The organism is Arthrobacter sp. NPDC058288 (assembly GCF_042880995.1).
In the GTDB taxonomy this organism is placed as follows: Bacteria; Actinomycetota; Actinomycetes; order Actinomycetales; family Micrococcaceae; genus Arthrobacter.
In genome coordinates, this window is sequence record NZ_JBHVYH010000001.1 from 218559 (window position 1) to 240803 (window position 22245).

General features: G+C 66.2%; 21 protein-coding genes. 11 read left to right on the top strand and 10 right to left on the bottom strand.

Annotation, left to right across the window (positions count from 1 at the left end; all coding sequences use genetic code 11):
- Positions 1-172: 172 nt before the first annotated feature.
- Positions 173-1048: a hypothetical protein gene (locus ACFVWT_RS00990; protein WP_390244426.1), complete on the bottom strand. Its 876-nt coding sequence runs from the start codon at positions 1046-1048 to the stop codon at positions 173-175.
- A gap of 255 nt (positions 1049-1303) precedes the next feature.
- Positions 1304-1852 carry a YceI family protein gene (locus ACFVWT_RS00995; protein ID WP_390244428.1) on the bottom strand — a complete coding sequence of 183 codons (549 nt, stop codon included), beginning with the start codon at positions 1850-1852 and terminating at the stop codon, positions 1304-1306.
- A gap of 220 nt (positions 1853-2072) precedes the next feature.
- On the opposite strand from ACFVWT_RS00995, the gene ACFVWT_RS01000 reads away from it, so the two are divergent.
- Genes ACFVWT_RS01000 through ccsB form a run of 5 tightly spaced genes read left to right on the top strand, consistent with a single transcriptional unit; the run spans position 2073 to position 7134 of the window.
- Positions 2073-2738: a histidine phosphatase family protein gene (locus ACFVWT_RS01000; RefSeq protein ID WP_390244430.1), complete on the top strand. Its 666-nt coding sequence runs from the start codon at positions 2073-2075 to the stop codon at positions 2736-2738.
- A 50-nt stretch (positions 2739-2788) separates the two neighbouring features.
- A complete protein-coding gene (locus tag ACFVWT_RS01005) occupies positions 2789-3391 on the top strand; it encodes a TlpA family protein disulfide reductase (protein WP_390247020.1) in 603 nt (200 codons plus the stop codon).
- Positions 3392-3407: 16 nt separating this feature from the next.
- Positions 3408-4163 (top strand): cytochrome c biogenesis CcdA family protein, encoded by a 756-nt coding sequence (locus tag ACFVWT_RS01010; RefSeq protein ID WP_390244432.1) that lies wholly within the window; start codon positions 3408-3410, stop codon positions 4161-4163.
- Positions 4163-5983, top strand: coding sequence for a cytochrome c biogenesis protein ResB (locus ACFVWT_RS01015; RefSeq protein ID WP_390244434.1), 1821 nt, complete (start codon positions 4163-4165; stop codon positions 5981-5983). The genes ACFVWT_RS01010 and ACFVWT_RS01015 overlap by 1 nt, the downstream gene beginning before the upstream one ends.
- Complete coding sequence (gene ccsB, locus ACFVWT_RS01020) at positions 5983-7134, top strand: c-type cytochrome biogenesis protein CcsB (protein ID WP_390244436.1); 1152 nt, start codon at positions 5983-5985, stop codon at positions 7132-7134. The genes ACFVWT_RS01015 and ccsB overlap by 1 nt, the downstream gene beginning before the upstream one ends.
- Positions 7135-7592: 458 nt before the next feature.
- Here ccsB and ACFVWT_RS01025 read toward each other — a convergent pair whose 3' ends face one another.
- Positions 7593-8057: a PLDc N-terminal domain-containing protein gene (locus ACFVWT_RS01025; RefSeq protein ID WP_390244438.1), complete on the bottom strand. Its 465-nt coding sequence runs from the start codon at positions 8055-8057 to the stop codon at positions 7593-7595.
- Between the two features lie 60 nt (positions 8058-8117).
- Between ACFVWT_RS01025 and ACFVWT_RS01030 the strand changes: the two genes are divergently transcribed.
- Positions 8118-8432 (top strand): DUF4229 domain-containing protein, encoded by a 315-nt coding sequence (locus ACFVWT_RS01030; protein ID WP_390247021.1) that lies wholly within the window; start codon positions 8118-8120, stop codon positions 8430-8432.
- Positions 8433-8472: 40 nt separating this feature from the next.
- Here the strand turns inward: ACFVWT_RS01030 and ACFVWT_RS01035 are convergent, their stop codons facing one another.
- From ACFVWT_RS01035 to ACFVWT_RS01060, 6 genes are all read right to left on the bottom strand, one after another.
- Positions 8473-9354 (bottom strand): 1,4-dihydroxy-2-naphthoate polyprenyltransferase, encoded by an 882-nt coding sequence (locus ACFVWT_RS01035; protein WP_390244440.1) that lies wholly within the window; start codon positions 9352-9354, stop codon positions 8473-8475.
- A gap of 102 nt (positions 9355-9456) precedes the next feature.
- Positions 9457-10605, bottom strand: a complete 1149-nt coding sequence (locus ACFVWT_RS01040; RefSeq protein ID WP_390244442.1) for an AMP-binding protein — start codon at positions 10603-10605, stop codon at positions 9457-9459.
- Between the two features lie 27 nt (positions 10606-10632).
- Positions 10633-11586, bottom strand: coding sequence for a 1,4-dihydroxy-2-naphthoyl-CoA synthase (locus tag ACFVWT_RS01045; protein ID WP_390244444.1), 954 nt, complete (start codon positions 11584-11586; stop codon positions 10633-10635).
- Between the two features lie 21 nt (positions 11587-11607).
- Positions 11608-12048, bottom strand: coding sequence for a VOC family protein (locus tag ACFVWT_RS01050; RefSeq protein ID WP_390244446.1), 441 nt, complete (start codon positions 12046-12048; stop codon positions 11608-11610).
- Positions 12049-12101: 53 nt separating this feature from the next.
- Positions 12102-12863: a CPBP family intramembrane glutamic endopeptidase gene (locus ACFVWT_RS01055; RefSeq protein ID WP_390244448.1), complete on the bottom strand. Its 762-nt coding sequence runs from the start codon at positions 12861-12863 to the stop codon at positions 12102-12104.
- A 71-nt stretch (positions 12864-12934) separates the two neighbouring features.
- Positions 12935-14185, bottom strand: a complete 1251-nt coding sequence (locus tag ACFVWT_RS01060; RefSeq protein WP_390244450.1) for an Nramp family divalent metal transporter — start codon at positions 14183-14185, stop codon at positions 12935-12937.
- A 320-nt stretch (positions 14186-14505) separates the two neighbouring features.
- Here ACFVWT_RS01060 and ACFVWT_RS01065 point away from each other — a divergent pair, with 320 nt between their 5' ends.
- The 5 genes from ACFVWT_RS01065 to ACFVWT_RS01085 all read left to right on the top strand — a co-directional run bounded on the left by ACFVWT_RS01065 (position 14506) and on the right by ACFVWT_RS01085 (position 21277).
- Positions 14506-16179: an ABC-F family ATP-binding cassette domain-containing protein gene (locus ACFVWT_RS01065; protein WP_390244452.1), complete on the top strand. Its 1674-nt coding sequence runs from the start codon at positions 14506-14508 to the stop codon at positions 16177-16179.
- A 213-nt stretch (positions 16180-16392) separates the two neighbouring features.
- Positions 16393-16740, top strand: a complete 348-nt coding sequence (locus tag ACFVWT_RS01070) for a molybdopterin oxidoreductase (RefSeq protein WP_390244454.1) — start codon at positions 16393-16395, stop codon at positions 16738-16740.
- A complete protein-coding gene (gene nirB / locus ACFVWT_RS01075) occupies positions 16740-19295 on the top strand; it encodes a nitrite reductase large subunit NirB (RefSeq protein ID WP_390244456.1) in 2556 nt (851 codons plus the stop codon). The genes ACFVWT_RS01070 and nirB overlap by 1 nt, the downstream gene beginning before the upstream one ends.
- Positions 19292-19609, top strand: coding sequence for a Rieske (2Fe-2S) protein (locus ACFVWT_RS01080; RefSeq protein ID WP_390244458.1), 318 nt, complete (start codon positions 19292-19294; stop codon positions 19607-19609). Before nirB ends, ACFVWT_RS01080 begins: the two co-directional genes overlap by 4 nt.
- Positions 19610-19816: 207 nt before the next feature.
- A complete protein-coding gene (locus ACFVWT_RS01085; RefSeq protein WP_390244460.1) occupies positions 19817-21277 on the top strand; it encodes an amino acid permease in 1461 nt (486 codons plus the stop codon).
- A 170-nt stretch (positions 21278-21447) separates the two neighbouring features.
- Here the strand turns inward: ACFVWT_RS01085 and ACFVWT_RS01090 are convergent, their stop codons facing one another.
- On the bottom strand, positions 21448-22197 hold the full coding sequence (locus tag ACFVWT_RS01090) for a dienelactone hydrolase family protein (RefSeq protein WP_390244462.1): 750 nt from the start codon (positions 22195-22197) through the stop codon (positions 21448-21450).
- Between the last annotated feature and the right edge of the window lie 48 nt (positions 22198-22245).

The following is a 22245-nucleotide window of genomic DNA, read 5'->3' on the forward strand; positions in this document are numbered from 1 at the left end:
TGCTAACACGGTACCGTGTGCCGGGGCTTTCTGTGCATAGTTTGTGGCTCAATTTCGGCTCAAGGAACAGCCGGGCTAACGCAGAGGGCGCAGACTCCGGGGGACCGGCGACTGTTGTCGACCGGTCCGTCCAAAGTCCACGCCCTCTGGCTGGAACCGTGGTGCAGGAGGTTTAGCGGCCGTAAGGGTTGCCCGGCTGCGAGTAGGGGCTGCCAAAAGGCTGCTGCTTCCGGAAGTAGGGTGCGGACGCCGGGAGGTAGAGCATCACGATGGCGGCGATGCCAAGCAAGGCCGAGATGGTGCCGATGCTGAACGGGAACAGGCTGAAGATCGACAGGGCTGCGAAGACGGTGCCGAGAATGCGGGCCCAGTTCTTGCCCTTGCGCACGTTGAAGGCGACCAGGGCGTAGAGACCGGCGCCAATGAGGCCGAAGACCACCATCATGCCGATCACAAGGCCCTTGATGGACTCGAAATCAACGTCCGCCCCGCTGGCCCTCATCTGATCCTCGAACTGGCTCCGCATAGCGGGATCGTCCAGGGCGGGGATGGCCACCAGCATGGAAATGATGTAGAGCACGCCCGCTGCGATGATCATCCAGAACGCGTTATTGACCATTTTCGGGACGCCGCCGGCGGCGCCACCCTGAGGCTGTTCGGACGGGTACTGGGCATATGGTGACTGGCCATACTGCTGCGGGGCCTGGCCATAGGGCTGCTGGCCGAACTGGGCCTGGCCGTACTGCGGCGCGTTCTGGCCGTACTGGGGTGCCGTCGGGGGCTGCTGGCCGTACTGGGCCTGGCCGTACTGAGGCGCGTTCTGGCCGTACTGCTGCTGGCCGTACTGCGGCGCGTTCTGGCCGTATTGGGGCGCCGCGGGGGGCTGCTGGCCGTACTGGGGCGCTGCGGGGGACTGCGGCGCGTTCTGGCCGTACTGCGGCGCTGCGGGGGACTCCGGCGCGTTCTGGCCGTACTGGGGCGCGTCGGGGCCGGGCTTGCCGTTCTCAGGTTCGTTCGGGTTGGCCGGGTTGGCTGGAGGCGTGCTCATAGTTGGTCCTTTGCGGGTCGACTACTGACTAAACGGGTACCGGGATCAGTGACGGTTCCCTGCCCCCAGCATGGTTTGGTTCAACCGTACCGCGCTCCGGCCTGACGGTGGATCATTCGAAGGAGGTATTCTGGACCGCCATCCGGCCGGCGGACCTGAGCGGCCACTTTAAACACAGCATCCCGTTTTAAACACAGCACCCCGCTCCGTCGCGGTGACGGAGCGGGGTGCTGAGGTAACTACGAAGCGCAGTACCTACGCGGCAGGAGCGATGAAGGCGAGCTCGAGGTTGATGGCAACCTTGTCGCTGACCAGCACGCCGCCGGCTTCGAGGACGGCGTTCCAGGTGAGGCCGAAGTCCTTGCGGCTGATGGTGGTTTCGGCGGTGAGGCCGGCGCGGGTGTTGCCGAAGGGATCGACAGCCACGCCGTGGAGTTCGGTCTCGAGGGCCACGGGGCGGGTGACGCCCTTGATGGTCAGGTCGCCCTGGAGCTCGTAGGCGTCGCCCTTGGGAACGATCGCGTTGGAGACGAAGGAGATCTCCGGGAACTTTTCGACGTCGAAGAAGTCTTCGCCGCGGACGTGGCCGTCGCGGTTGGCGTCGCCGGAATCAAAGCTGGCGGTCTGGATGGTGGCGTTGACCTTGGAGTCGGCAACGTTCTCGGCGACGGACAGCGTGGCTGCGGCGTCCTTGAACTGGCCGCGGACCTTGCTGATGCCTGCGTGGCGCACGGTGAAGCCGATTTCGCTGTGCGAGTTGTCGAGGGTCCAGGTGCCGGTGGTGACGTTGGCGGGCAGTGCCATGGTGTTGCTCCTTGTGATCTGTGGTGGAAAGTCTCTTGCGGAAGGACATCTGATCGCCAGCTGATACCTCTTGGTTGAAGTCTCAACTAACTGCTTCACTAAGTATAAACATGCATTTGCATCTTTTATTCCAACCCGGGGGAACATTTTTCAAAACTTCTCAGTTCTACTCCCTGTAGAAGATTTCAGATCACCCGACATCTTTGAGAAACTGGTACACATGCCCCACGCCACTGTTCATCTCCTTCGCCACGGCGAGGTCCATAATCCGGACGGCATCCTCTACGGACGGCTGCCGGAATTCCACCTCTCCGAACTCGGGCAGCAGATGGCCAGGACGCTCGCTGTGCACTTCAGCGACCGCGTCGCCGGCGGGGCTAACATCGTGCACCTGGTGGCCTCGCCCCTTACCCGCGCGCAGGAAACCGCCCTGCCCATTGCGGAAGCGCTGAACCTCGAAATCCACACTGAGGCCCGCATCATCGAAGCTGAGAACCACTTCGAAGGCCTCAAGGTCAACAAGGCCGAGCTCCGCAAGCCCAGGCACTGGCCGTACCTGCGGAATCCCTTTGTTCCGTCCTGGGGAGAGCCGTACAGGGACCAGGCCGCCCGCGTCATCGCCGCTGTCCAGGACGCCCGCCGCCGTGCCATTGAGCTGGGCGGCGACCACGCCGAAGCTATCCTGGTCAGCCATCAGCTCCCCATTTGGTCCACGCGCCTGAGTGCCGAGGGCAAGCCCCTCTGGCATGATCCGCGCAAGCGCGAATGCACCCTGACGTCCATCACCTCACTGGTGTTCGCCGACGACGGCACCCTTCTCCGGGTCGATTACAGCGAGCCTGCTGCCGCGCTCCTGCCCGGCGCCTCGAACACTCCGGGGGCTTGAGCGTGGCCGGATTCCCCTTCAAGAAGGCAAACACCGCAGGTGAGGACGTCATGCGCTCCGCCTCGCGCCGGAGTGTCCTGGCCGCCGGCGGCCTGGGCCTGGCCGCCCTCACGCTGGGGCTCTCCGCATGCGCCCAGGAGGACGCACTGGCCAAACAGGCCAAAGCCGGGGACAACAAGAATTACGTGGCCGGAGACGGTTCCGTGACAGAATTCGCCGCTGCAGACCGCAAATCCGCCGTCACCATCAAGGGGACCCTTTTCGACGGCACCGCCGTGGAGCCCGCGGACTTCGTCGGCAAGGTCACCGTGCTCAACTTCTGGTTTGCTGCCTGTGCGCCGTGCCGCGTCGAGGCGCCGTCGCTCGAAGCCCTCCACCAGGAATTCAAGGGGCAGGGCGTGCAGTTCTACGGCGTCAACCTCCGCGATGAGAAGGCCGCCGCAGAGGCGTTCGACAAGACCTTCAATCTGACCTACCCCAGCTTCAACGACAAGGACGGCGGCGTGCTCCTGGCCGTCTCCGGGCTGGTTCCTCCCGGCGCCGTGCCCACCACGCTGGTGCTGGATAAACAGGGCCGCGTGGCCTCCCGGGTCCTCGGCGAAATCCAAAAGGGCACGCTCAAGGCCCTCATAACCGCCGCCGTGGCAGAGTAACGGCGGCGCCCGCACCGTGAACAGCCCCTTCGCCGAAGCCATCCTGAACGGTTCCCTGCTGCTTGCCATTCCCGTGGCACTGCTGGCCGGACTCGTTTCCTTCCTGTCCCCGTGCGTCCTGCCGCTGGTGCCGGGCTACCTGGGCTATGTCACCGGACTGACGGGCGTGGACCTGGAGAAACAGAAACGCGGCCGGATGCTGGCCGGAATCGGCCTGTTCGTGCTCGGTTTCTCGGTGATTTTTGTCCTGCTGGGCGGAGCGTTTGGCCAGCTGGGATCCATGATCAGCGGCGGCCAGAACGCGTGGATCACCCAGGTGCTGGGCATTCTCGTGATCATCATGGGCGTGGTGTTCATGGGCGGCTTCGGCTGGCTGCAGCGGGACGCGAAGATCCATGCCAAGCCTCCTGCCGGGTTGTGGGGCGCGCCGGTGCTGGGCATCACCTTTGGGCTGGGGTGGGCGCCGTGCATCGGGCCGACGTACTCCGCCGTCCAGCTGCTGAGCATGTCGGGGGGCTCCTCCGCCGCCAAGGGCGCGTTCCTTGCCTTCGTCTACAGCCTGGGGCTGGGCATCCCCTTCCTGCTGATTGCCCTGGCCGTGCGCCGCGGGGTCGGAGTGATGTCCTTCTTCCGCAAGCACCGGCTCGCCATCCAGCGGATCGGCGGCGGAATCCTGGTGGTCCTGGGCCTTCTGATGGCCAGCGGGGTGTGGGGTGCCTGGGTTGCCGGGCTGCAGTACTGGTTCCAAACCGATGTGAAATTGCCGATCTGATGAGCGAGCGAGTGAACGACAACAAGAAGCCTGCACCGCAGAAGACTGCCGCGGACAACGCGCCAGGGACCCCCGTGGCCAAGGCCAAAGCGGAAGCTGCCCTCCCGGCGCTGGGATTCAAAGGCATGCTCCGGTGGGCCTGGACCCAGCTGACCAGCATGCGTACCGCGCTGTTCCTGCTGCTGCTGCTGGCCGTTGCCGCGGTGCCGGGGTCGCTGTTTCCCCAACGTCCGGCGAACCCCTCCATCGTCACGCAGTACATCAAGGACCATCCCGAGTACGGCAAGATCCTGGACTCCCTCCAGCTCTACGACGTCTACTCCTCTGCCTGGTTCTCCGCCATCTACATCCTGCTGTTCATTTCGCTGATCGGCTGCGTTGTTCCCCGCGCGATTGCCCACTACAAGGCCATGCGCTCCCAGCCCCCGCGCACTCCGGCCAGGCTCTCCCGCCTGCCTGAGTACGGCACACTGGTGATCCCCGCGGACGCCGGGATCCCGGCGTCGCGCGCTATCAAGGACGCTGCCGCGAAGCTGAAGAAACGCGGTTACCGCGTTGATGTCAGGGACGACGACGGCGCGCGGCCCTCTTTGGGGGCCGAGCGCGGCTTCCTGAAGGAAGTGGGAAACCTGGTGTTCCACACCTCGTTGATCGGCGTGTTGGTGTCTGTGGCCGCCGGAGGCCTGTTCGGCTACAGCGGACAGCGGATCCTTGTGGAGGGAGACACCTTCGTGAACACCCTGGTGGGCTACGACCAGTTCACCCCGGGAACGAACTTCCAAAGCAGTCAGCTCCAGCCCTACTCCATCCAGCTGGACAAGTTCCAGATCACGTTCGACCGTGAATCGAAGGGCAAGTTCGGCCAGCCCATCGACTTCAAGGCGGACGTGACCACCCGCGAAACCCCGGACGCGCCCGCGGAGAAGCAGGTGCTGAAGGTCAACGATCCCGTCAGCCTCGGCGGGACGAGCATCTACCTCACCGGCAACGGCTACGCCCCCGTGGTCACCATCCGCGACGGTGCCGGCAACGTCGCCATGCAGGGCCCGGTGGTGGCCAAGCTGCAGGGGGACAACTACTACTCATCCGTGGTGATCAAGGTTCCGGATGCCAGGCCGGACCAGCTGGGCTTCGCCGGCTTCTTCCTGCCCACCGCATTCGTCACCGAGGAAGGGGTCTCCTTCAGCGGGGATCCGGAGCTCATCAACCCGCAGCTCACGCTGAACTCGTACTTCGGCGACCTCGGCCTCGACGCCGGCTCCCCGCAGAACGTGTTCGAGCTCGACGTAAAGAAGCTCACGCCGCTCAACGCCCGGAACCTCGACGCCGGCGGCATCACGCTGGCTCCCGGCAGCACCTACACGCTCCCGAACGGCAAGGGCTCCATCAGCTTCGACGGCGTGAAGCGCTACATCGGCGTGGACATCCACCACAACCCGGGCCAGCTGTACGCCCTGATTTTCGCGCTGCTTGCCGTGGCAGGGCTGGTGACTTCCCTGTATGTGAACCGTCGCCGGGTATGGGTCCGCACGGGAACGCACCCGGACGGCCGCACCATGGTGGAGTACGGCCTCCTGGCCCGCGGCGAAGACCACCGCCTTGCGGCCGAAGCGGAGACCATCCGGGGACTTCTGACGGACGAATGGGGCCTTGACTCACAGGCATCTCCCAGCGGACCGGTGGATAATGGCCCCGCGGACAGTGTCCCCGGCGGCAGCGTCCCCGCAGACGGTGTCACCAGCGAAGCCTCCACGGCATCGCGTACAGAAGACTTCATCCAGTCAACAGCAGGCTCAGCCGAGTCGAAGAAGGACCAGTAATGCCATTTGGAATCAACGAAACCATGGGCCAGTACAGCGAGCTCTTTATGCTGCTGGCTGCCGGCACGTACACGGTTGCCTTTATCGCCTTCGCCTGGGACCTGGCGAAGAGCAGCAAAGCGCTCCGCGCGGTCGACCTCAAAGCTGCGGCCGCGGCCCAGGCGGCGTCCGCCACAGCCAGGGTTCCTGTGGGCGCCGGTGTGGGGGCCGGAGGCTCCGTTGAGCGTGCCGACGCCGACCGTGTCGACGTCGACGTTGACCGCGCCGCTTCGGACGTTAGCGGTCCGGCCGGCCGTGCCGAGCGGCCGTCGTCGGCTACCGGCCGCGGGTCCAAAGGTTCCGGTACCGGCGCCGGGCAGACGGCCGACGGCGACATGCGCTACGCCGCCGAACGCCGCGTTCCCGCCCGCGTCGCGGTTGCCCTGACGGTACTGGGGGTCGTGATCCACGCTGCCGGTGTGGTCACGCGTGCCCTCGGTGCGGGCCGGGTGCCGTGGGGAAACATGTACGAATTCCTCACCACCGGCGCCTTCGTGGCCGTGGCTGTGTTCCTGCTGGTGCTGATCCGCCGCGACCTGCGGTTCCTGGGAACCTTCGTGATCGGCCTGGCCATTATCATGCTCGTCGCGGCTTCCGTGGCCTACTGGACGCCCGTGGGCCACCTGGTGCCGGCTCTCCAGAGCTACTGGCTGATCATCCACGTATCCATCGCCGTGATGTCCTCCGCACTGTTCACGCTGACCTTCGCGATGTCCGCCTTGCAGCTGGTGCAGGCGCACCGGCAGAAGGCCATCGCGGCCGGCGGCGAGGACAAGCTGGGCTTCATGCGCCTGGTGCCGTCCGCGCTGAGCCTGGAAAACCTGTCCTACCGCATCAACGCGATCGCCTTCGTGGGCTGGACCTTCACCCTGATGTTCGGCGCCATCTGGGCCGAAAAGGCCTGGGGCCGCTTCTGGGGCTGGGACACCAAGGAAGTCTGGACGTTCGTGATCTGGGTGGTTTACGCAGGCTACCTGCACGCCCGTGCCACACGCGGCTGGACCGGCACCCGCGCCGCATGGCTGTCGATTGTTGGCTACCTCTGCGTGATCTTCAACTTCACCATCGTGAACCAGTTCTTCAACGGCCTGCACTCCTACTCAGGCCTGTAGGCGGCACGGGGACCGGGGTCCCCCTCGGCTCCGGGCCACGTCACGCGCTGGCGTACGCTGCGATTGACGCACCATTTGCCACTTTTGGCCGCTAAGCCCCAGGGTTAGCGGCCAAAAGCGGCAAACGGCAGTGAACTGAACTGGTTCAACGACGACGGCGGGCCGGTTCCGGTGCCCAGCCCCGATCCAAGAGCGCTTTGCGGTCCCGGGTGGCGGCCGCGGAAAGATGGCTCACCACGGCCCCGTGACCGCGCCCAGGGCTGAGGTGCGGAGCAGCAGGGTGTCCTCAGCCGCCGCTGGAATCCGTGCCCCGCTGCACGGCTGCAGCAGGTCGCGGGCTCGGAGACGACGCCTGCTGAGCCCTGCAGACCGGGCCTGCTCCAGTGTGAAGGACCGGTGCCGGAAGGCCTCGGGGAGTTGCTACGGCAGTGTGGGCGTCGGAGGCGTGCTCCCAGGCCTTACTTGACCTCGTCGGTGCCGTGCGCGTCGGTCTCGGGGTGGTGTGATTCCTCGGGGTGGTTGCCGCCACGGTGGTTGCCGTTCGGCTTCCCCTTGCCCTCGGCAGTGCCCGAACCGGAGGCTCCGCCGTTGGCCTTGAGTTCCTTGGCCTGGAGCTCTTCCTTGAGCTTCTTCAGGCGTTCCGCTTCGGCCTGGTTGCGGCGGCGGATTTCCAGGTTGCGCAGGAAGTCGGGATCGTCATCCGGTGCCGTCGTGTGGCTGTAGGACTGCGGGGCGGGCCGGCTTCCGCGCGGCCGTCCGATGATGAACCACAATGCCGCTCCCACCACGGGGAGGACAACCATCACCACGATCCAGGCTGTCTTGGAGATGCCCCTGGTGAGGTGCTTATCAGTCCGGATCACGTCCACGAGGCCATAGACGAATATGGCAAGAACGGCAACGGCGACCAATACACGGGGCATACCACCAGTCTACCGTCAGGGGCGCAGGCGCCGGACGGCTAAACTTGGACTGTGGCCTTTATGAAATACTCCCTGATCCGACTGGCACTCTTCGTGCCGCTGTTCGTGCTGTTCAGCGTCCTCCAAATAGGCATCCTGCTTGCCGCGGTCTGTGCCGGCCTGATCGCTTTCGCCATCAGCTACCTGTTCTTCCAGAAGCAGCGCGACGCCGCCACGGCCACCTTGCACGAGCGGTTTTCCGGCCGGGCCAAGCCGATCCGCAGCGCCGGAGAGGTTGAAGACGCAGACGCCGAGGACACCTTGGTGGACGCAAACCCGGACATCACCGTCCGTTCCGAAATTCCCCGCACGGAAGCTCCCCGCAAGGAAGCCTGAGCCGGCCCTGAAGCGGCTCGCTAGGCCAGGCCTGGATCCCTTATAGGCCGTGGCTGAGCACCAGGCCCAGCGAAAACAGCACGCTGTAGCCCAGGTTGATCAGGCCCGTCTGCTTCAGGACCGGGATGAGGCTCTTGCGCTTCCGGCCGTTGATCATCAGCCATGACGGCATCAGGCTGGCGGGGATCAGCAGCAGCACGATGAGCATCCACGGACGTCCCGGTGCCAGGACCACTACCAGCAGGATGGCGACTGCGAGCATCAGGACGTAGCTTTCGCGGGCGTGCTTGTCGCCCAGCCGCACGGCCAGGGTCTTCTTGCCCGCCTGCATGTCCGTGGGGATGTCCCGGACGTTGTTTGCCATCAGTAGCGCGCAGGCGATCAGCCCGGTGCCGATCGCGCCGATGACGGCGGGGAGGCTGATCTGTCCCGCCTGCGTGTAGGTGGTGCCGAGGGTGGCCACCAGGCCGAAGAACACAAACACGAACACGTCGCCCAGGCCCATGTAACCGTAGGGGTTCTTGCCCCCGGTATAGCCCCAGGCGGCCAGGACGCAGCCCAGTCCCACCAGGATCAGCCACCACGCCTGCGTGATGAGCACCAGGACCAGACCGAACAGCATGGCCGCGCCGAATGCGGCGAAGGCCGCGCGCTTCACCATTTCAGGCTTCGCGGCGCCCGAGCCAACCAGGCGGAGCGGGCCCACGCGGTCCTCGTCAGTGCCGCGGATGCCGTCCGAGTAGTCGTTGGCATAGTTCACGCCGACCTGGAGCAGCAGTGCCACCAGTGCGGCCAGGATGGCGTTGAGGGGCTTGAACGCGTCCAGGTCAAAGGCCGCGGCGGTGCCGATCAGGACCGGTGCGATGGCAGCCGGCAGGGTGCGCGGTCGGGCGCCTTGGATCCATTGTGCGGCTGTGGCCACGGTCAGTACTCCGATGTGGTTCGTTGTTCGGTTCGGTCTGGCAGGCGGCTTCCACCCGCCGAAAAACTGCCTGCTCCGGCGTGAATCCGGAGAGGGGCTTCTCTATTTTCCCTGATGCCGGGCATCCAGCAGAACAGTCATGCCCAGCCGGTCCGGTTTGCCGTTAGGCAGCATCATGAGTTCGCCGGCCGCGAGGACGGTTTTGGGTGCAAGCTGGCCCAGGGCATCGTGCCGCCTGGCAGTGAAGCCTTCAATGCCGGCGGGGGAGCTGTCCGCAACTGCGACGTAGGCGGCCACGGCCTGGCCCCACTCCGCGGAGGGGACACCTGCCACAAAAGCCGCCAGCACGCCGTCGAGCTTTTCCAGCTCCGCCTGCACGTGCGCGGCGGAAACCTTCACGCCTCCGGTGATGATGACGTCGTCGGCCCTGCCCAGAACGGTGAGCTTGCCGGTGGCGTCAATGGCGCCGAGGTCGCTGGTGCGGTACCAGCGGACCCCGTCCTCCTCGAAGAAGGCGTCGGCCGTGAGGCCGGGCTCGTCGAGGTACCCGGCGGCCAGAGTGGCGCCGCCCAGCAGGATCCGGCCGTTCCCGTCCACCCGGGCCAGCACGTCCTCGAGCGGGAAGCCGTCGTACACGCAGCCGCCGCAGGTCTCCGCGGAACCGTAGGTGGTGATCACCCGGGCGCCGGCGTCGCGGGCAGCGGCCAGCAGCTCGGGCGAGGCGGGGCCGCCGCCCAGCAGGATTCCGTTGAACCGGCGCAGGACGGCCAGCGTCTCGGCCGACGGCGACTCCAGCAGCCGCTGCAGCTGGGTGGGAACCAGCGAGGTGAAGCGGATCTTGTCCGTGAGCTCCTGCGCGGCTGCGGTGAAGGCCTCCGCTGTGAACCCGTCCGAGAGGTCCATGGCCCAGGGCCGAGTGCCGGCGAAGAGGGAGCGCACCAGGACCTGGACCCCGGCCACATACTGCAGGGGGAGTGCGAGCAGCCACTGGCCCTCACCTTTGAGTGCGAAGGCAGTGGCCACGGAGGACGCCGCCAGGGCATCCACGGTGAGGACCGTCGCCTTGGGCGTGCCCGTGGAACCGGAGGTGCGCACCACCACGGCGGCATCCTCGACCCCCGGCGTTTCCACAGCCGAGACCACGATGTTCCCGTCGGCGTCGGCGGAAAATTCGACGGCGGGGCCCTCGCCGTGAAGGGCGTCCGCCAGCGCCTTGAGCGCCGGTTCGATGTTCGGGGGCTGGGAAGTCACAGGGGCTGCCTTCGTCAGTAGGGCGGGCTAGAAGTAGTACGGGAACTGCGACCAGTCGGGATCGCGCTTCTCGAGGAAGGCCTCTTTGCCCTCCACGGCCTCGTCGGTCATGTAGGCCAGCCGGGTGGCTTCGCCGGCGAACACCTGCTGCCCGGCCAGGCCGTCGTCGGCCAGGTTGAACGCGAACTTGAGCATGCGGATGGCCTGCGGCGACTGCCGGGCGATGTCCGCTGCGTACTCCAGGGCGACGTCCTCAAGGCGTTCGTGGTCCACGGCCTCGTTCACGGCGCCCATCCGGACCATGTCCTCGGCCGAGTATTCGCGGGCCAGGAAGAAGATTTCCCGCGCGGCCTTCTGGCCGATCTGGCGGGCCAGCAGCGCGGAGCCGTAGCCGGCGTCGAAACTGCCCACCGTGGCGTCGGTCTGCTTGAACTTGCCGTGCTGGCGCGAGGCGATGGTGAGGTCCGAGACCACGTGCAGCGAGTGCCCGCCGCCGGCGGCCCAGCCGTTCACGACGGCGATGACCACCTTGGGCATGGTGCGCATCAGCCGCTGGACCTCCAGGATGTGGAGCCGGCCCGCGCGGGCGGGGTCGATGGTCTCCTTGGTCTCACCCTCTGCATACCGGTAGCCGTCACGCCCGCGGATCCGCTGGTCCCCGCCGGAGCAGAACGAGTGCCCGCCGTCCTTGGCCGAGGGCCCGTTTCCGGTGAGGAGCACGGTGGCCACGTTGGGGGTCATCCGGGCGTGGTCCATGGCGCGGTAGAGCTCGTCCACGGTGCCGGGGCGGAAGGCGTTCCGGACCTCCGGGCGGTTGAAGGCGATGCGGACCGTGGGGAGGTCCCGCAGCACTGCGCCGTCCGAATCCCGCTCCACCTGCCGGTGGTACGTCATGTCCTGGAAGTCGTCGAAGCCGGCCACGGTGCGCCACCGGGAGGGGTCAAAGACGTCGGATACCTTGGCTGGGAATACGTTGCTCACAGACCGAGTCTAGTAATCGCCTCAGCTGATGCAGAACTCGTTGCCTTCCGGGTCCGCCATGGTGTGCCATTCGTGCGGCCCCTGGCTGGCCGTCCAGAGGAACGTTGCGCCTCGTGCCTCGAGCTCCTTGCGGACCTCATCCTTGTCCCGGCCGTCCAGCCTTACGTCCCAGTGCACCCGGTTCTTGACGGTCTTTTCTTCCGGTGCGGTCTGGAAGAGCAGGCGGCGTGCGGGCGCCTTGGCGTCGATCTCTTCCACCGGCCGGATGGCCGCCCCGGCCTGCCAGACCAGCTTGCCGTTGTGGACGGTGGTCTCGGCTTCGGTGGCATAGCCCTGGTCGATCATGGACCGGATAAACGCCTCGTCCTGGGGCTCCACGGCCCAGTCGAGGGTTTCCGCCCACCAGTCGGCGAGCTGGTGCGGATTCCTGCAGTCGATTGCTATCTGAATGTTGAGTCCCATGGGTCAAAACTACGACGCCGGCATCCCCGCGGAAAAGGGTGCCGACGCTCGGATCAGCCCTGGACCTGCTGCAGCTGTTCCATCAGTTCGGGCGGGATGGCGTAGATGAACACTACGGCCAACAGGTTCTTGGCGGCGTGGACGAAGTAGGAGAACATCAGGTTTTTCCCGGTCCACACGTACACAAACACCAGGGTGGCGCCCATGGCGAGGTACGGCATCAGCACGGGCAGGGTCAGGGTTTCCTGGCCCACGATGTGCAATGCCGCGAAGAGGAAAGTGGACAGGATGCAGCACACCCAGATGTTGACGCGCCGGCTCAGCTTGCCGATCAGCAGGTGGCGGAAGATGTACTCCTCCACGAACGGGCCCACAATGACCAGCAGGGGCACGATCAACCATGGCGGAACTTGCTGAACGAGCGCCTGCACGTTGGCTTGGTTGGCGGAGCCCTGCACGGGCCCGGTAAGCGCCACCAGGACGGCTGTCAGGATCAGCATGGCCACCACTGCCGCGGGGATCATGATGAGCGTGAACCACGGCCTGGTGCCCAGCACCCGCAGGTCGCGGGAGGCAACGCGGCGGGCGGCGGCGACGGCCAGGATGCCCACGCCGCCATAGAACAGCAGGTTCACCGAGTAGACGGCAGTTGTGGGGTCCGGGGACAGCTGAAGCAGCAGGGGTTGGAGCAGCGGGCCCGCAACGGCAAAGAGCGCCGCGACGGCCACGTACAGCCCCACAGTGGTGTAGTCGAGCGCGGAGAAACGGTAGAGCTCCGGCTGTGGCGCCGGGGATTTGCGGACAGCTGTTCCCATGGGTCCAGCCTAGCGGTGCACCAGGGGCACTAAAGCCCTCAGGGGCACACGGTAGTCAGGCGGGATGCGGGTCAGGATTGCCCGGTGATGGTCAGGGCGATGAGGACGCAGTTGAGTCCGACGATGAGCGTCGCGCTGGTCCATCCGGCGATCTTCAGTGCCGTCGAGTCCGTGTGGATACCCATGACGTCGCGTTTGCCCGTGAGCCGGATGAGCGGGATCAGGGCGAACGGTATGCCGAAGCTGAGGAGTACCTGGCTAAGGACCAGTGCGAGCGTGGGTTCGATGCCCGCGCCCAGAATGACCAGGGCAGGAATCAGTGTGATTACGCGGCGGGTGAGCAGCGGCACCTTGACCTTGAGGAGGCCGCCCATGATGGTGGCGCCGGCGTAGCAGCCGACGGAGGTGGAGGCCAGCCCGGAAGCCAGCAGCCCGATCGCGAACACAACCCCGATGACCGGACCAAGGGCCGAGGTGACTGCTGCATGCGCTCCGGCGATGGTGTCGGTTCCCTCGATGCCCCGCAGGCTGGATGCGGCGAGCAGGAGCATGGCGATGTTCACGACGCCAGCCAGCATCAGCGCGCCCGCAACATCAAACCGGGTGGCTCGGATGAGACGCGTCCGCTCCGCCGGATCCTCGGAGAAACCATGCCGGTCCCGGGCGAGGGCAGAGTGCAGGTAGATCGCGTGCGGCATGACCGTGGCCCCGAGCATGCTGGCTGCAAGCAGGACGGTGTCCGTTCCTTCGAAGCGCGGAACGAGGCCGCCAAGTGCGCTTCCGGCATCCGGAGGAGTAACAAAGAGCCCGGAAACGAATCCCACCGCGATAATCCCCAAAAGGACCAGGATGGCGTATTCGAAGGACTTCTGGCCCCTGGCTGACTGCAATGTCAACAGCAGCATGGATGCCAGGCCGATGATGATGCCGCCGGCCAGCAGCGGCAGTCCGAAAAGCAGGTTCAGGGCCACGGCACCGCCGATGACCTCCGCCATGTCCGTGGCGCCGGCGACGACCTCGGCCTGGACCCAGTACAGCCTCCGGCGACGGGTGCCCAGGCGCTTGCCCAGTATTTCCGGAAGGCTCAGGCCTGTGGCGAGGCCGAGCTTCGCGGACTGGTACTGGACGAGCACTGCCATCGCGTTCGCGGCGACCAGGACCCACACGAGCAGATATCCGTAATTTGCACCGGCCGTCAGGTTCGCGGCGACATTTCCGGGATCCACGTACGCGATGGCGGCGACGAACGCCGGACCCATGAGCAGCAGGCGCGACCATTTCCGGCCGCTGGCCGGTTTTGCCTGGAGGGTGGAGATAGCCATCGTTGATCCTCGTCATCGGGGGTGCTGATAAGACGAGAATAGCTTAATTTAGGCATACCGAAAAGTAGAGTTTCGGCGTCGCTACTTTAGGGCGCGGACCCGTGTCTGCCAGGCCGTCCCAGGGCTGCGCTTGACGTTGGGCGCAGGGCCGGGCAGGCTGGACGGATGAAGTCCTAAGAAGCAGCGCCGGCACGCTGTGCAGCACACGCTGTGTAGAAGCCGGCCAGGCGCTGCGCACCGGTACCAAGGCCCCGCAAAGACCGCCGACCCCGTTCGGCCTGAGTCTCCGGCGCCACACTTCGGACCCGCGAGGACTTCCCTTGACTGAACACCTTTCCCTGACCGGCGTCACCCATGGCTACGGCGACCGCCGGCTTTTCACCGCCGTGGACCTCACGATCGGCGCCGGCGAGCACGTGGCCGTCGTCGGCGAAAACGGAGCCGGCAAATCCACCCTGCTTCGGATCCTGGCCGGGCTCGAGGCCCCGGACGAGGGCACCGCCGTCAGCCACGGCCGCGTCGGCTACCTTGCCCAGACCACCGGGCTACCGGCGACGTTCACCGTGGGCGACGCCGTCGACGACGCGCTGGCGTCACTCCGCGCCGTGGAGGCCGAGCTGGACCGCCTGGAGGCCGGCCTCGCGGATGCCGACGAAGAGCAGCTGGACCGCTACGGCAACCTGCAGACCCAATACCAGCTCCGGGAAGGCTACGCCGCGGAGTCGCGCGTCGAGGCAGCCCTGGACCGCCTTGGCCTGGGCGGGCTGGACCGGAAGCGGACGCTGGGTTCGCTCTCCGGCGGTGAGCAGCACCGGGTGGCGCTGGCCTGTGTGCTCGCTGATCCCGCGGACATCCTCCTCCTGGACGAGCCCACCAACCATCTGGACGCCAGCGGAACGGCCTGGCTGGAGGCGCGGCTGGCCGCCCACCGGGGCACCGTCGTCGTCGTTTCCCACGACCGGGCGCTGCTGCGCACGGTGGCATCTTCCATTATCGAAGTGGACGCCGAACGGTGCGCCGTCAACCGCTACGGGAACGGCTACGAAGGGTACCTGCGGGAGAAGGCCGCCGAGCGTGAACGCTGGGTGCAGCAATACCGCGGCTGGCTGGACGCGATGGCCGCCGAACGCCTCCAGGCGGACACCGTAGCCGGGAAGATGGGCTATGCCCGCCGGCGCGACGGCGACAAAATGGGCTTCGACTTCAAAGCCGGCACCTGGCAGCAGGCGGCCAGCAGCAAGGTCCGCAACGCCCAGGAACGGCTGCGCCGGCTCGAAGCCAACCCGGTGGACCGTCCGCCGGTTCCCTTGAAACTGGCGGTGGACCTGCAACGGGGCGAGTCCGGCGTCGGTGAACGGGTTGCTCCCGGCGCGGATGCCTCCCAGGCCGAAGACCCTGCCCTGGACGCACGCGGCATAGAGGTGCACGGACGGCTGGAACGGACGGATTTCCGGGTGGAGGCCGGCCGGAAGATCCTGATCACGGGCCCCAACGGTGCCGGTAAATCCACACTGCTGTCCGTGCTCGCGGGCACCCTGGAGCCGGACGCGGGCACCGTGGAACGGCATGGCCGGATCGGCTATCTGCAGCAGGAACTGGAACCGCCGCTCCGCCCCGCGCAGCGGCTTCTTCCGGCTTTCGTGGCCGGCCTGGGCGGCAACATTGACGAGCACGCAGAGGCCCTCCTGCGGCTGGGCCTCTTCCGGACCACCGAATTCCATGTGCCTGTGGGCGGCCTTTCCGCCGGTCAACAGCGCCGGCTGGCGCTTGCCCGGCTCCTGCTGGGCGGCTACGGAACGATGCTGGTTGACGAACCCACCAACCACCTGGCCCCCGTGCTGGTGGAACAGCTGGAAACGGCACTGTCGGAGTTCGGCGGAACGCTGATCATGGTGAGCCACGACCGGGCGCTGGGGGAGTGGTTCAGCACCTGCGCGGCACGTGGGGACGGGACCTGGCTTCGGTACACCATGCGGGACGGCGCGCTCGTTTAGCTCCGGGGCTGCGCCGGTAGCTCCGGGCTGTGGCGGGCCATGGAAGGCGGCCCCGAAAAACGGTGAGATTTGCGTTAAGGGATCGTTACTCCCTGCGCGCCGGGCCGAAACAACTGCGGAGCAGGATGGAAGGGAGTCAGTGATTCCCACGCTCAAGTAGCACCCGCGCGGTCCGCCGCCGGGCCTACCCAGCCGGCCGAAAGGATCCGTCCCGTGATCACCAAGAACCTTTTCCTGCAGGGCGTCTTCCCCTTTGTGGGAGCCGGACTTGAAAAGCCCGTTCCCATCCACCGGGAACTCGCGCACTTCGTTCCGGACGGAATCATCAACCAGACCCTCTACTTTCGCGGCGGCAACTCCAGCTCCGAGCTGGTCACCGTGGTCCTGATGCGCGACGGCGTGCCCATGCGGTATTTCCCCATCGGTGCCAAGAGCGACGTCCACGTGCCGCTCCGCGTGGTGGAGGACATCGAGGGGGGCTCCGTGATCGAGGTGTACCTCCTGGCGGCCGAAGGCGTCACGGGCTTCGTGGTCATCGACCTGGGCATGGTGGAACACTGATGACAGCCACCCTCGGTAACCGCCAGCGCGGTCCCCTTCCGAAGGGCAAGGCCCCGCAGGTCAAGCCGAACGCCCGCCGTCGGCTCGTGGTGATCGGCAACGGCATGGCCGGTGCCCGGGCAGTGGAGGAGATCCTGGCCCGCGGCGGCGCCGAACAGTTCACCATCACCATGTTCGGCGACGAGCCGTACGGCAACTACAACCGGATCATGCTCAGCCACGTCCTCTCCGGCGAGGAAAGCGACGCGGACATCTTCCTGAACTCCCTGCACTGGTACCAGGACAACGACATCACGCTGCACGCCGGTGTCCGGGTGGAACGGATCGACCGCTTCACCAAATACGTCTTCGCCAACAACGGCCACGTGGTCCCGTACGACGTGCTGATTATCGCCACGGGGAGCCAATCATTCATGCCGCCGATGGACGGGCTCTACACCCCCAGCGGCTCGATCAAACCCGGCGTTTTCACGTTCCGCACCATTGACGACACCCGCAACATGGTCCAGCACGCGCAGGTCGACGACCATCCCTCGGACAGGGAACGGAGGGCGGTAGTGATCGGCGGCGGCCTGCTGGGCCTGGAGGCCGCGCGTGGTCTCCAGAGCCACGGTATCGCCGTCGACGTGGTGCACTCCGGCGGGCACCTCATGAACGCCCAGATGGGGCCCGACGGCGGGGCAATCCTCCGCCGGAGCGTCGAGGCCCTGGGCATCCGGGTGCACACCGGGAGCCGCACCACAGCGGTCCTGGGCACGGACAAGGTCACCGGCGTCCGGCTGCGGGACCGGCCGGACATTGACTGCGACATGGTGGTGGTGGCCGCCGGCATCCGCCCCAACGTGGACATCGCCGTCCTCAGCGGGCTGCACGTGGAACGCGCCATCGTGGTGGACGACCAGCTGCGGGTGGTGGACGAGGACGACATCTATGCGGTAGGCGAATGCGTCCAGCACCGCGGCGAGGTCTACGGCCTGGTGGCTCCACTGTGGGAGCAGGCCGTGGTGCTCGCCAACCACATCACGGGCGCGGACTCCTCCGCGGCCTACCTCGGCTCCCGGATTGCCACGAAACTCAAGGTTGCCGGCGTCGAGGTCGCGTCCATGGGCCTGCAGGGCCCGGAGCGGGACACGGACGAACATATCGTCTTCTCCGAGCCCAGCCGCGGCGTGTTCAAGTCGATCGTCATCCGGGACAACAAGATGGTGGGCGCCACCCTGCTCGGCGACAGCCGCAAGGTGGCCTACCTGACCCAGGCCTTCGACAAGGGGCTGCCCCTGCCGGAGGAGCGGATCTCGCTGATGTTCGATCTGGGCGGCCCCGCGGAGGAGCAGGGCGTGGCCGAACTCGGTGACGACGCCCAGGTGTGCAACTGCAACGGCGTCAGCAAAAAATCACTCGTGGACGTGGTCAAAGGCGGGTGCAACACCCTCACCGGAGCCATGGACGCCACCCGGGCGGGCAAGGGCTGCGGTTCCTGCAAGCTGCTGGTGAAGCAGGTGGTGGAATGGGCTGCCGACGGCGCAGTGGAGGAGGACCCCGCCGCCAGCTATTACGTGCCGGGCATTCCACTGGACAAGCCCTCGCTGATGGCGGCCATCCGCAAACACGGACTCCGCTCTGTCTCAGCCGTGTTCGCCGCGCTGGCGCCGGGCAGCGCCGAGGACGCGAAATCAAAAATGGGCCTCGCCTCACTGATGAAGATGATGCTCGCGGACCAGTACATCGACGAGCGGGACGCCCGGTTCATCAACGACCGCGTGCATGCGAACATCCAGCGCGACGGCACGTTCTCCGTGGTGCCGCAGATGAAGGGCGGGGTGACGTCCGTGCAGCAGCTGCGCCGGATTGCCGACGTCGCCGAGAAGCACAGTATTCCGTTGATCAAGCTGACCGGCGGCCAGCGCATCGACCTGCTGGGGGTGCCCAAGGAGGACCTGCCGCAGGTCTGGGCTGATCTGGACATGCCCTCCGGCTATGCCTATGGGAAGAGCTTCCGCACGGTCAAAACCTGCGTGGGAAAGGATTTCTGCCGCTACGGCACCGGTGATTCCACCAAGCTGGGCATCGAGATCGAATCTCGGTTCCAAGGGATCGAAGCGCCGGCCAAGCTGAAGCTGGCCGTCTCGGGCTGCCCGCGGAACTGCGCCGAGTCGCTGGTCAAGGACGTGGGCGTGGTGGCGGTGGAAGGCGGCCGCTGGGAAATCTATATCGGAGGAGCGGCCGGCGCCCACATCCGCAAGGGAGACCTGCTGGCCACCGTCGAGGACCCCGAGGAGGTCAAGGTGCTGACGGGCCGGTTCATGCAGTTCTACCGGGAGAACGCCAACTGGCTGGAGCGGACCTACTCCTTTGTGCCGCGGGTGGGCATTGACCGCATCCGTGCCGTGGTGGTGGACGACGCGGAAGGCCTCGCGGCCGGACTGGACGCCGCCATGCAGGCGTCCGTGGACAGCTACGTGGATCCCTGGACCGAACGGGACGTCCCGCTCACGCCCGGGCAGTTCCGCACCTCGCTGCCGCTCACGGTGCTTCCCCAGGTGCCGGTCCGATGAATGCCGGCCGCAACCTGGGCCCCGTAAGTCAGGTGCCCTTCGGGGAGGGGCGGGCGTTCGGCGTCGACGGTGAACAGGTGGCGGTGTTCCGGCTCCGCGACGGCAGCCTGCGGGCACTGTCCGCCGTCTGTCCGCACAAGGGCGGTCCCATCGCGGACGGCACCATCGATCAGGACGTGGTACTGTGTCCGCTGCATCAGAACGCCTTCAGGCTGGACACCGGGTGCTCCACCACCGGCGCCGAACCTCTGACCAGCTACGACGTCCAAATCGACAACCATCAGAATATTATTCTGCGAACCTCCGCAAGGTAGCTGAATTTATTCGGCATAACTCCTCCCTGCTGTTGTCTGCGTCACGGGCGGTTCCGGCGGCCTTGTAAACTGGGGAGGCCGCGCGAACTTCGACGCCTTGCGAGTTTTTGTCCAGATAGTTGCCCCAAACGGGGGATAAACCCGAATTATCTGGACAAAAACTCTGCGTTCCTGAGCCGGCCATACCCCGACCCACAAGGAACAGTTGTGCCACAAAGTACCCCAACAGAACTTAAGAGCCCGACGGCGCAATCCGCCGTCGTCGACTCCACCCTCAGTGCCGAGGGCTACAAGAAGTCCCTGAGCGGCCGCCAGGTCACCATGATCGCCATGGGCGGCGCCATCGGCGTCGGCCTCTTCATGGGTGCCGGCGGACGCCTGGCCTCCACGGGCCCCGCGCTGATTTTCTCCTACGCCATTGCCGGCGTCATCGCCTACCTGCTGATGCGTGCCCTGGGCGAGCTCATCATGTACCGCCAGACGTCGGGCTCGTTCGTCAGCTACGCCGGCGAAATGTTCGGCAAGAAGGGCGCGTATGTGTCCGGCTGGATGTACTTCATCAACTGGGCCATGACCGGCATCGCCGAGCTCATCGCGATCGGACTGTACTTCCAGTTCTTCTTCCCCAACGTGCCGGTGGAACTGACCGCCATCGCGGCCCTGCTGCTGCTCGTGGGCGTCAACCTCATGAGCGTCAAGGCGTTCGGTGAGTTCGAATTCTGGGCGTCCTGCCTCAAGGTTGGCGCCATCCTCATCTTCCTGGCCGTAGGCACCTTCATGGTGGTCACCAACGCCCAGGTGGGCGACGGCCACGCCTCGGTCAACAACCTCTTCGCAGCCGAAGGCGGGATGTTCCCCAAGGGTGCGCTGGTGATGATCCTCGTCCTGAACGCCGTGATCTTCGCCTACAACGGCATTGAGCTCGTCGGCATCACGGCCGGTGAAATGCAGGACCCCGCCAAGGAGGTGCCCAAGGCCATCCGCGCCGTGGTCTTCCGCATCGTGGTGTTTTATGTCGGTTCGGTGACCCTGTTGGCCATGCTGCTGCCCTCGGACCAGTATGTGGCAGGCACCTCGCCGTTCGTCACCGTGTTCGGCCAGATGGGCCTTGGCTGGATGGGCGATGTCATGAACATGATCGTCATCACCGCCGCCCTGTCCTCCTGCAACTCGGGCCTGTACTCGATCGGCCGGATCTTCCGCACCATGGCCAACAACGGACACGCTCCGGAGTGGCTGACCCGGATGTCCAAGAGCCACGTGCCGTACGCGGCCATCCTGGCCATCGGCGCCGTCTACCTGGTCGGCATCCTGCTGAACATCTGGCTGGGCGGCTCGCACGCCTTCGACCTCGCGCTCAACTCCGCGTCGATCGGCGTGATCTTCACCTGGGGCGCCATCTTCGCCAGCCAGATCGCGCTGCGCAAGACGAAGGGCAAAGTCTCCTCCCTGCCCGCGCCCGGCGGAACCTGGAGCAGCTGGGCCGGCCTGGTTGCCCTGCTGGCCATCACCGTGCTGATCGGCTTCGACACCATGACCAGCAAGTCCGGTGAGGTCTTCCACCTCGGCCTGTGGACCCTCGCCACCATCCCGTTCTTCGTCCTGGTGCTGTGGCTGGGCTGGCAGAAGGTCAAGGACAACGAGCCGAAGAGCGAACTCTTCAGCTAACCCTGTTCACCCAAGCAGTACGACGACGGCGGCGGTCACCTCACGGGGTGGCCGCCGCCGTCGTTCTCCCCGGCGAGGAGCGCGAACTCCCCGGCGAGGAGCGCGAACGGACACTTGTGGCCCCTTTGCGTTGGGCCATAAGTGTCCGTTCGCGCTTTGTCCTTCAGGTGTTAATCCTTGAGGTGTTTGGCGAAGTGGTCCTCGATCCGTTGCCAGGCCTCCACGGCCGCCTCCGGGTCCGGTTTGATGCCCATCACCCGGAACAGCGGGCGGAGAAGTCGGGGACCCTCCTCGCCGTCATTCATGAAGGCGTGGCCGGCGCCGTCGAATTCCTTGATGTCGTGCTCGACGCCGAGGTGCTCCAGTGCCGCTTCGAGTTTCGCCGCGGCCCCGGGAAGCGTGCGGTCCGCCTTGCCGAAGTTGCCCACCACGGGGCAGGCGCCCTGCAGCGCTTCTTCCAGGTTGTTGGGCAGCCGGCCGTAGTTCACGGCAGCGGCGTCGAAGCCCTTGTTGGCGAGCAGCAGCGCGAAACCGCCGCCCATGCAGAAGCCGATCACGCCCACCTTGCCGTTGGTCCGGCCGGAATTCTCCAGCCAGGCCTGAGCGCGGGCCAGGTCGGTGAACGCCTTGCCCGTGCCGGACAACAGCGACCGCATGGTGGAGACGAGGCACCGGCGTGGTCCGCCGTCACTGAAGAGGTCCACCGCCAGGGTCAGGTAGCCGGCGGCCGCCAGCCGGTCCGCCTGGCGGCGTGACATGTCGTTGAGGCCGAATGCCTCGTGGATCATCACGACGGCGGGGAACGGGCCGGGTCCCGCAGGTTCAGCCAGGTAGCCGCGCAGGTTCGGGGAGCCCGTTACGGCGGCGCCCGCGGGCGTGCCCGCGGTATTTCCGGCACCGCTGAGGTCAATGATCGTCATGGTGCGGGCCTTCCGTCGGCGGTTGCTGTCCACCCGAGAATCTCACAA

What these genes read in the sequence shown, in the direction of transcription:
- ACFVWT_RS01000 (WP_390244430.1), top strand. Translation starts at nt 2,073, where the DNA reads ATGCCCCACGCCACTGTTCATCTCCTTCGCCACGGCGAGGTCCATAAT.
- ACFVWT_RS01055 (WP_390244448.1), bottom strand. Translation starts at nt 12,863, where the DNA reads ATGGGAACAGCTGTCCGCAAATCCCCGGCGCCACAGCCGGAGCTCTAC.
- ACFVWT_RS01090 (WP_390244462.1), bottom strand. Translation starts at nt 22,197, where the DNA reads ATGACGATCATTGACCTCAGCGGTGCCGGAAATACCGCGGGCACGCCC.
- ACFVWT_RS01005 (WP_390247020.1), top strand. Translation starts at nt 2,789, where the DNA reads ATGCGCTCCGCCTCGCGCCGGAGTGTCCTGGCCGCCGGCGGCCTGGGC.
- ACFVWT_RS00995 (WP_390244428.1), bottom strand. Translation starts at nt 1,852, where the DNA reads ATGGCACTGCCCGCCAACGTCACCACCGGCACCTGGACCCTCGACAAC.
- ACFVWT_RS01025 (WP_390244438.1), bottom strand. Translation starts at nt 8,057, where the DNA reads ATGCCCCGTGTATTGGTCGCCGTTGCCGTTCTTGCCATATTCGTCTAT.
- ccsB (WP_390244436.1), top strand. Translation starts at nt 5,983, where the DNA reads ATGCCATTTGGAATCAACGAAACCATGGGCCAGTACAGCGAGCTCTTT.
- ACFVWT_RS01050 (WP_390244446.1), bottom strand. Translation starts at nt 12,048, where the DNA reads ATGGGACTCAACATTCAGATAGCAATCGACTGCAGGAATCCGCACCAG.
- nirB (WP_390244456.1), top strand. Translation starts at nt 16,740, where the DNA reads ATGACAGCCACCCTCGGTAACCGCCAGCGCGGTCCCCTTCCGAAGGGC.
- ACFVWT_RS01060 (WP_390244450.1), bottom strand. Translation starts at nt 14,185, where the DNA reads ATGGCTATCTCCACCCTCCAGGCAAAACCGGCCAGCGGCCGGAAATGG.
- ACFVWT_RS01030 (WP_390247021.1), top strand. Translation starts at nt 8,118, where the DNA reads ATGAAATACTCCCTGATCCGACTGGCACTCTTCGTGCCGCTGTTCGTG.
- ACFVWT_RS01015 (WP_390244434.1), top strand. Translation starts at nt 4,163, where the DNA reads ATGAGCGAGCGAGTGAACGACAACAAGAAGCCTGCACCGCAGAAGACT.
- ACFVWT_RS01080 (WP_390244458.1), top strand. Translation starts at nt 19,292, where the DNA reads ATGAATGCCGGCCGCAACCTGGGCCCCGTAAGTCAGGTGCCCTTCGGG.
- ACFVWT_RS00990 (WP_390244426.1), bottom strand. Translation starts at nt 1,048, where the DNA reads ATGAGCACGCCTCCAGCCAACCCGGCCAACCCGAACGAACCTGAGAAC.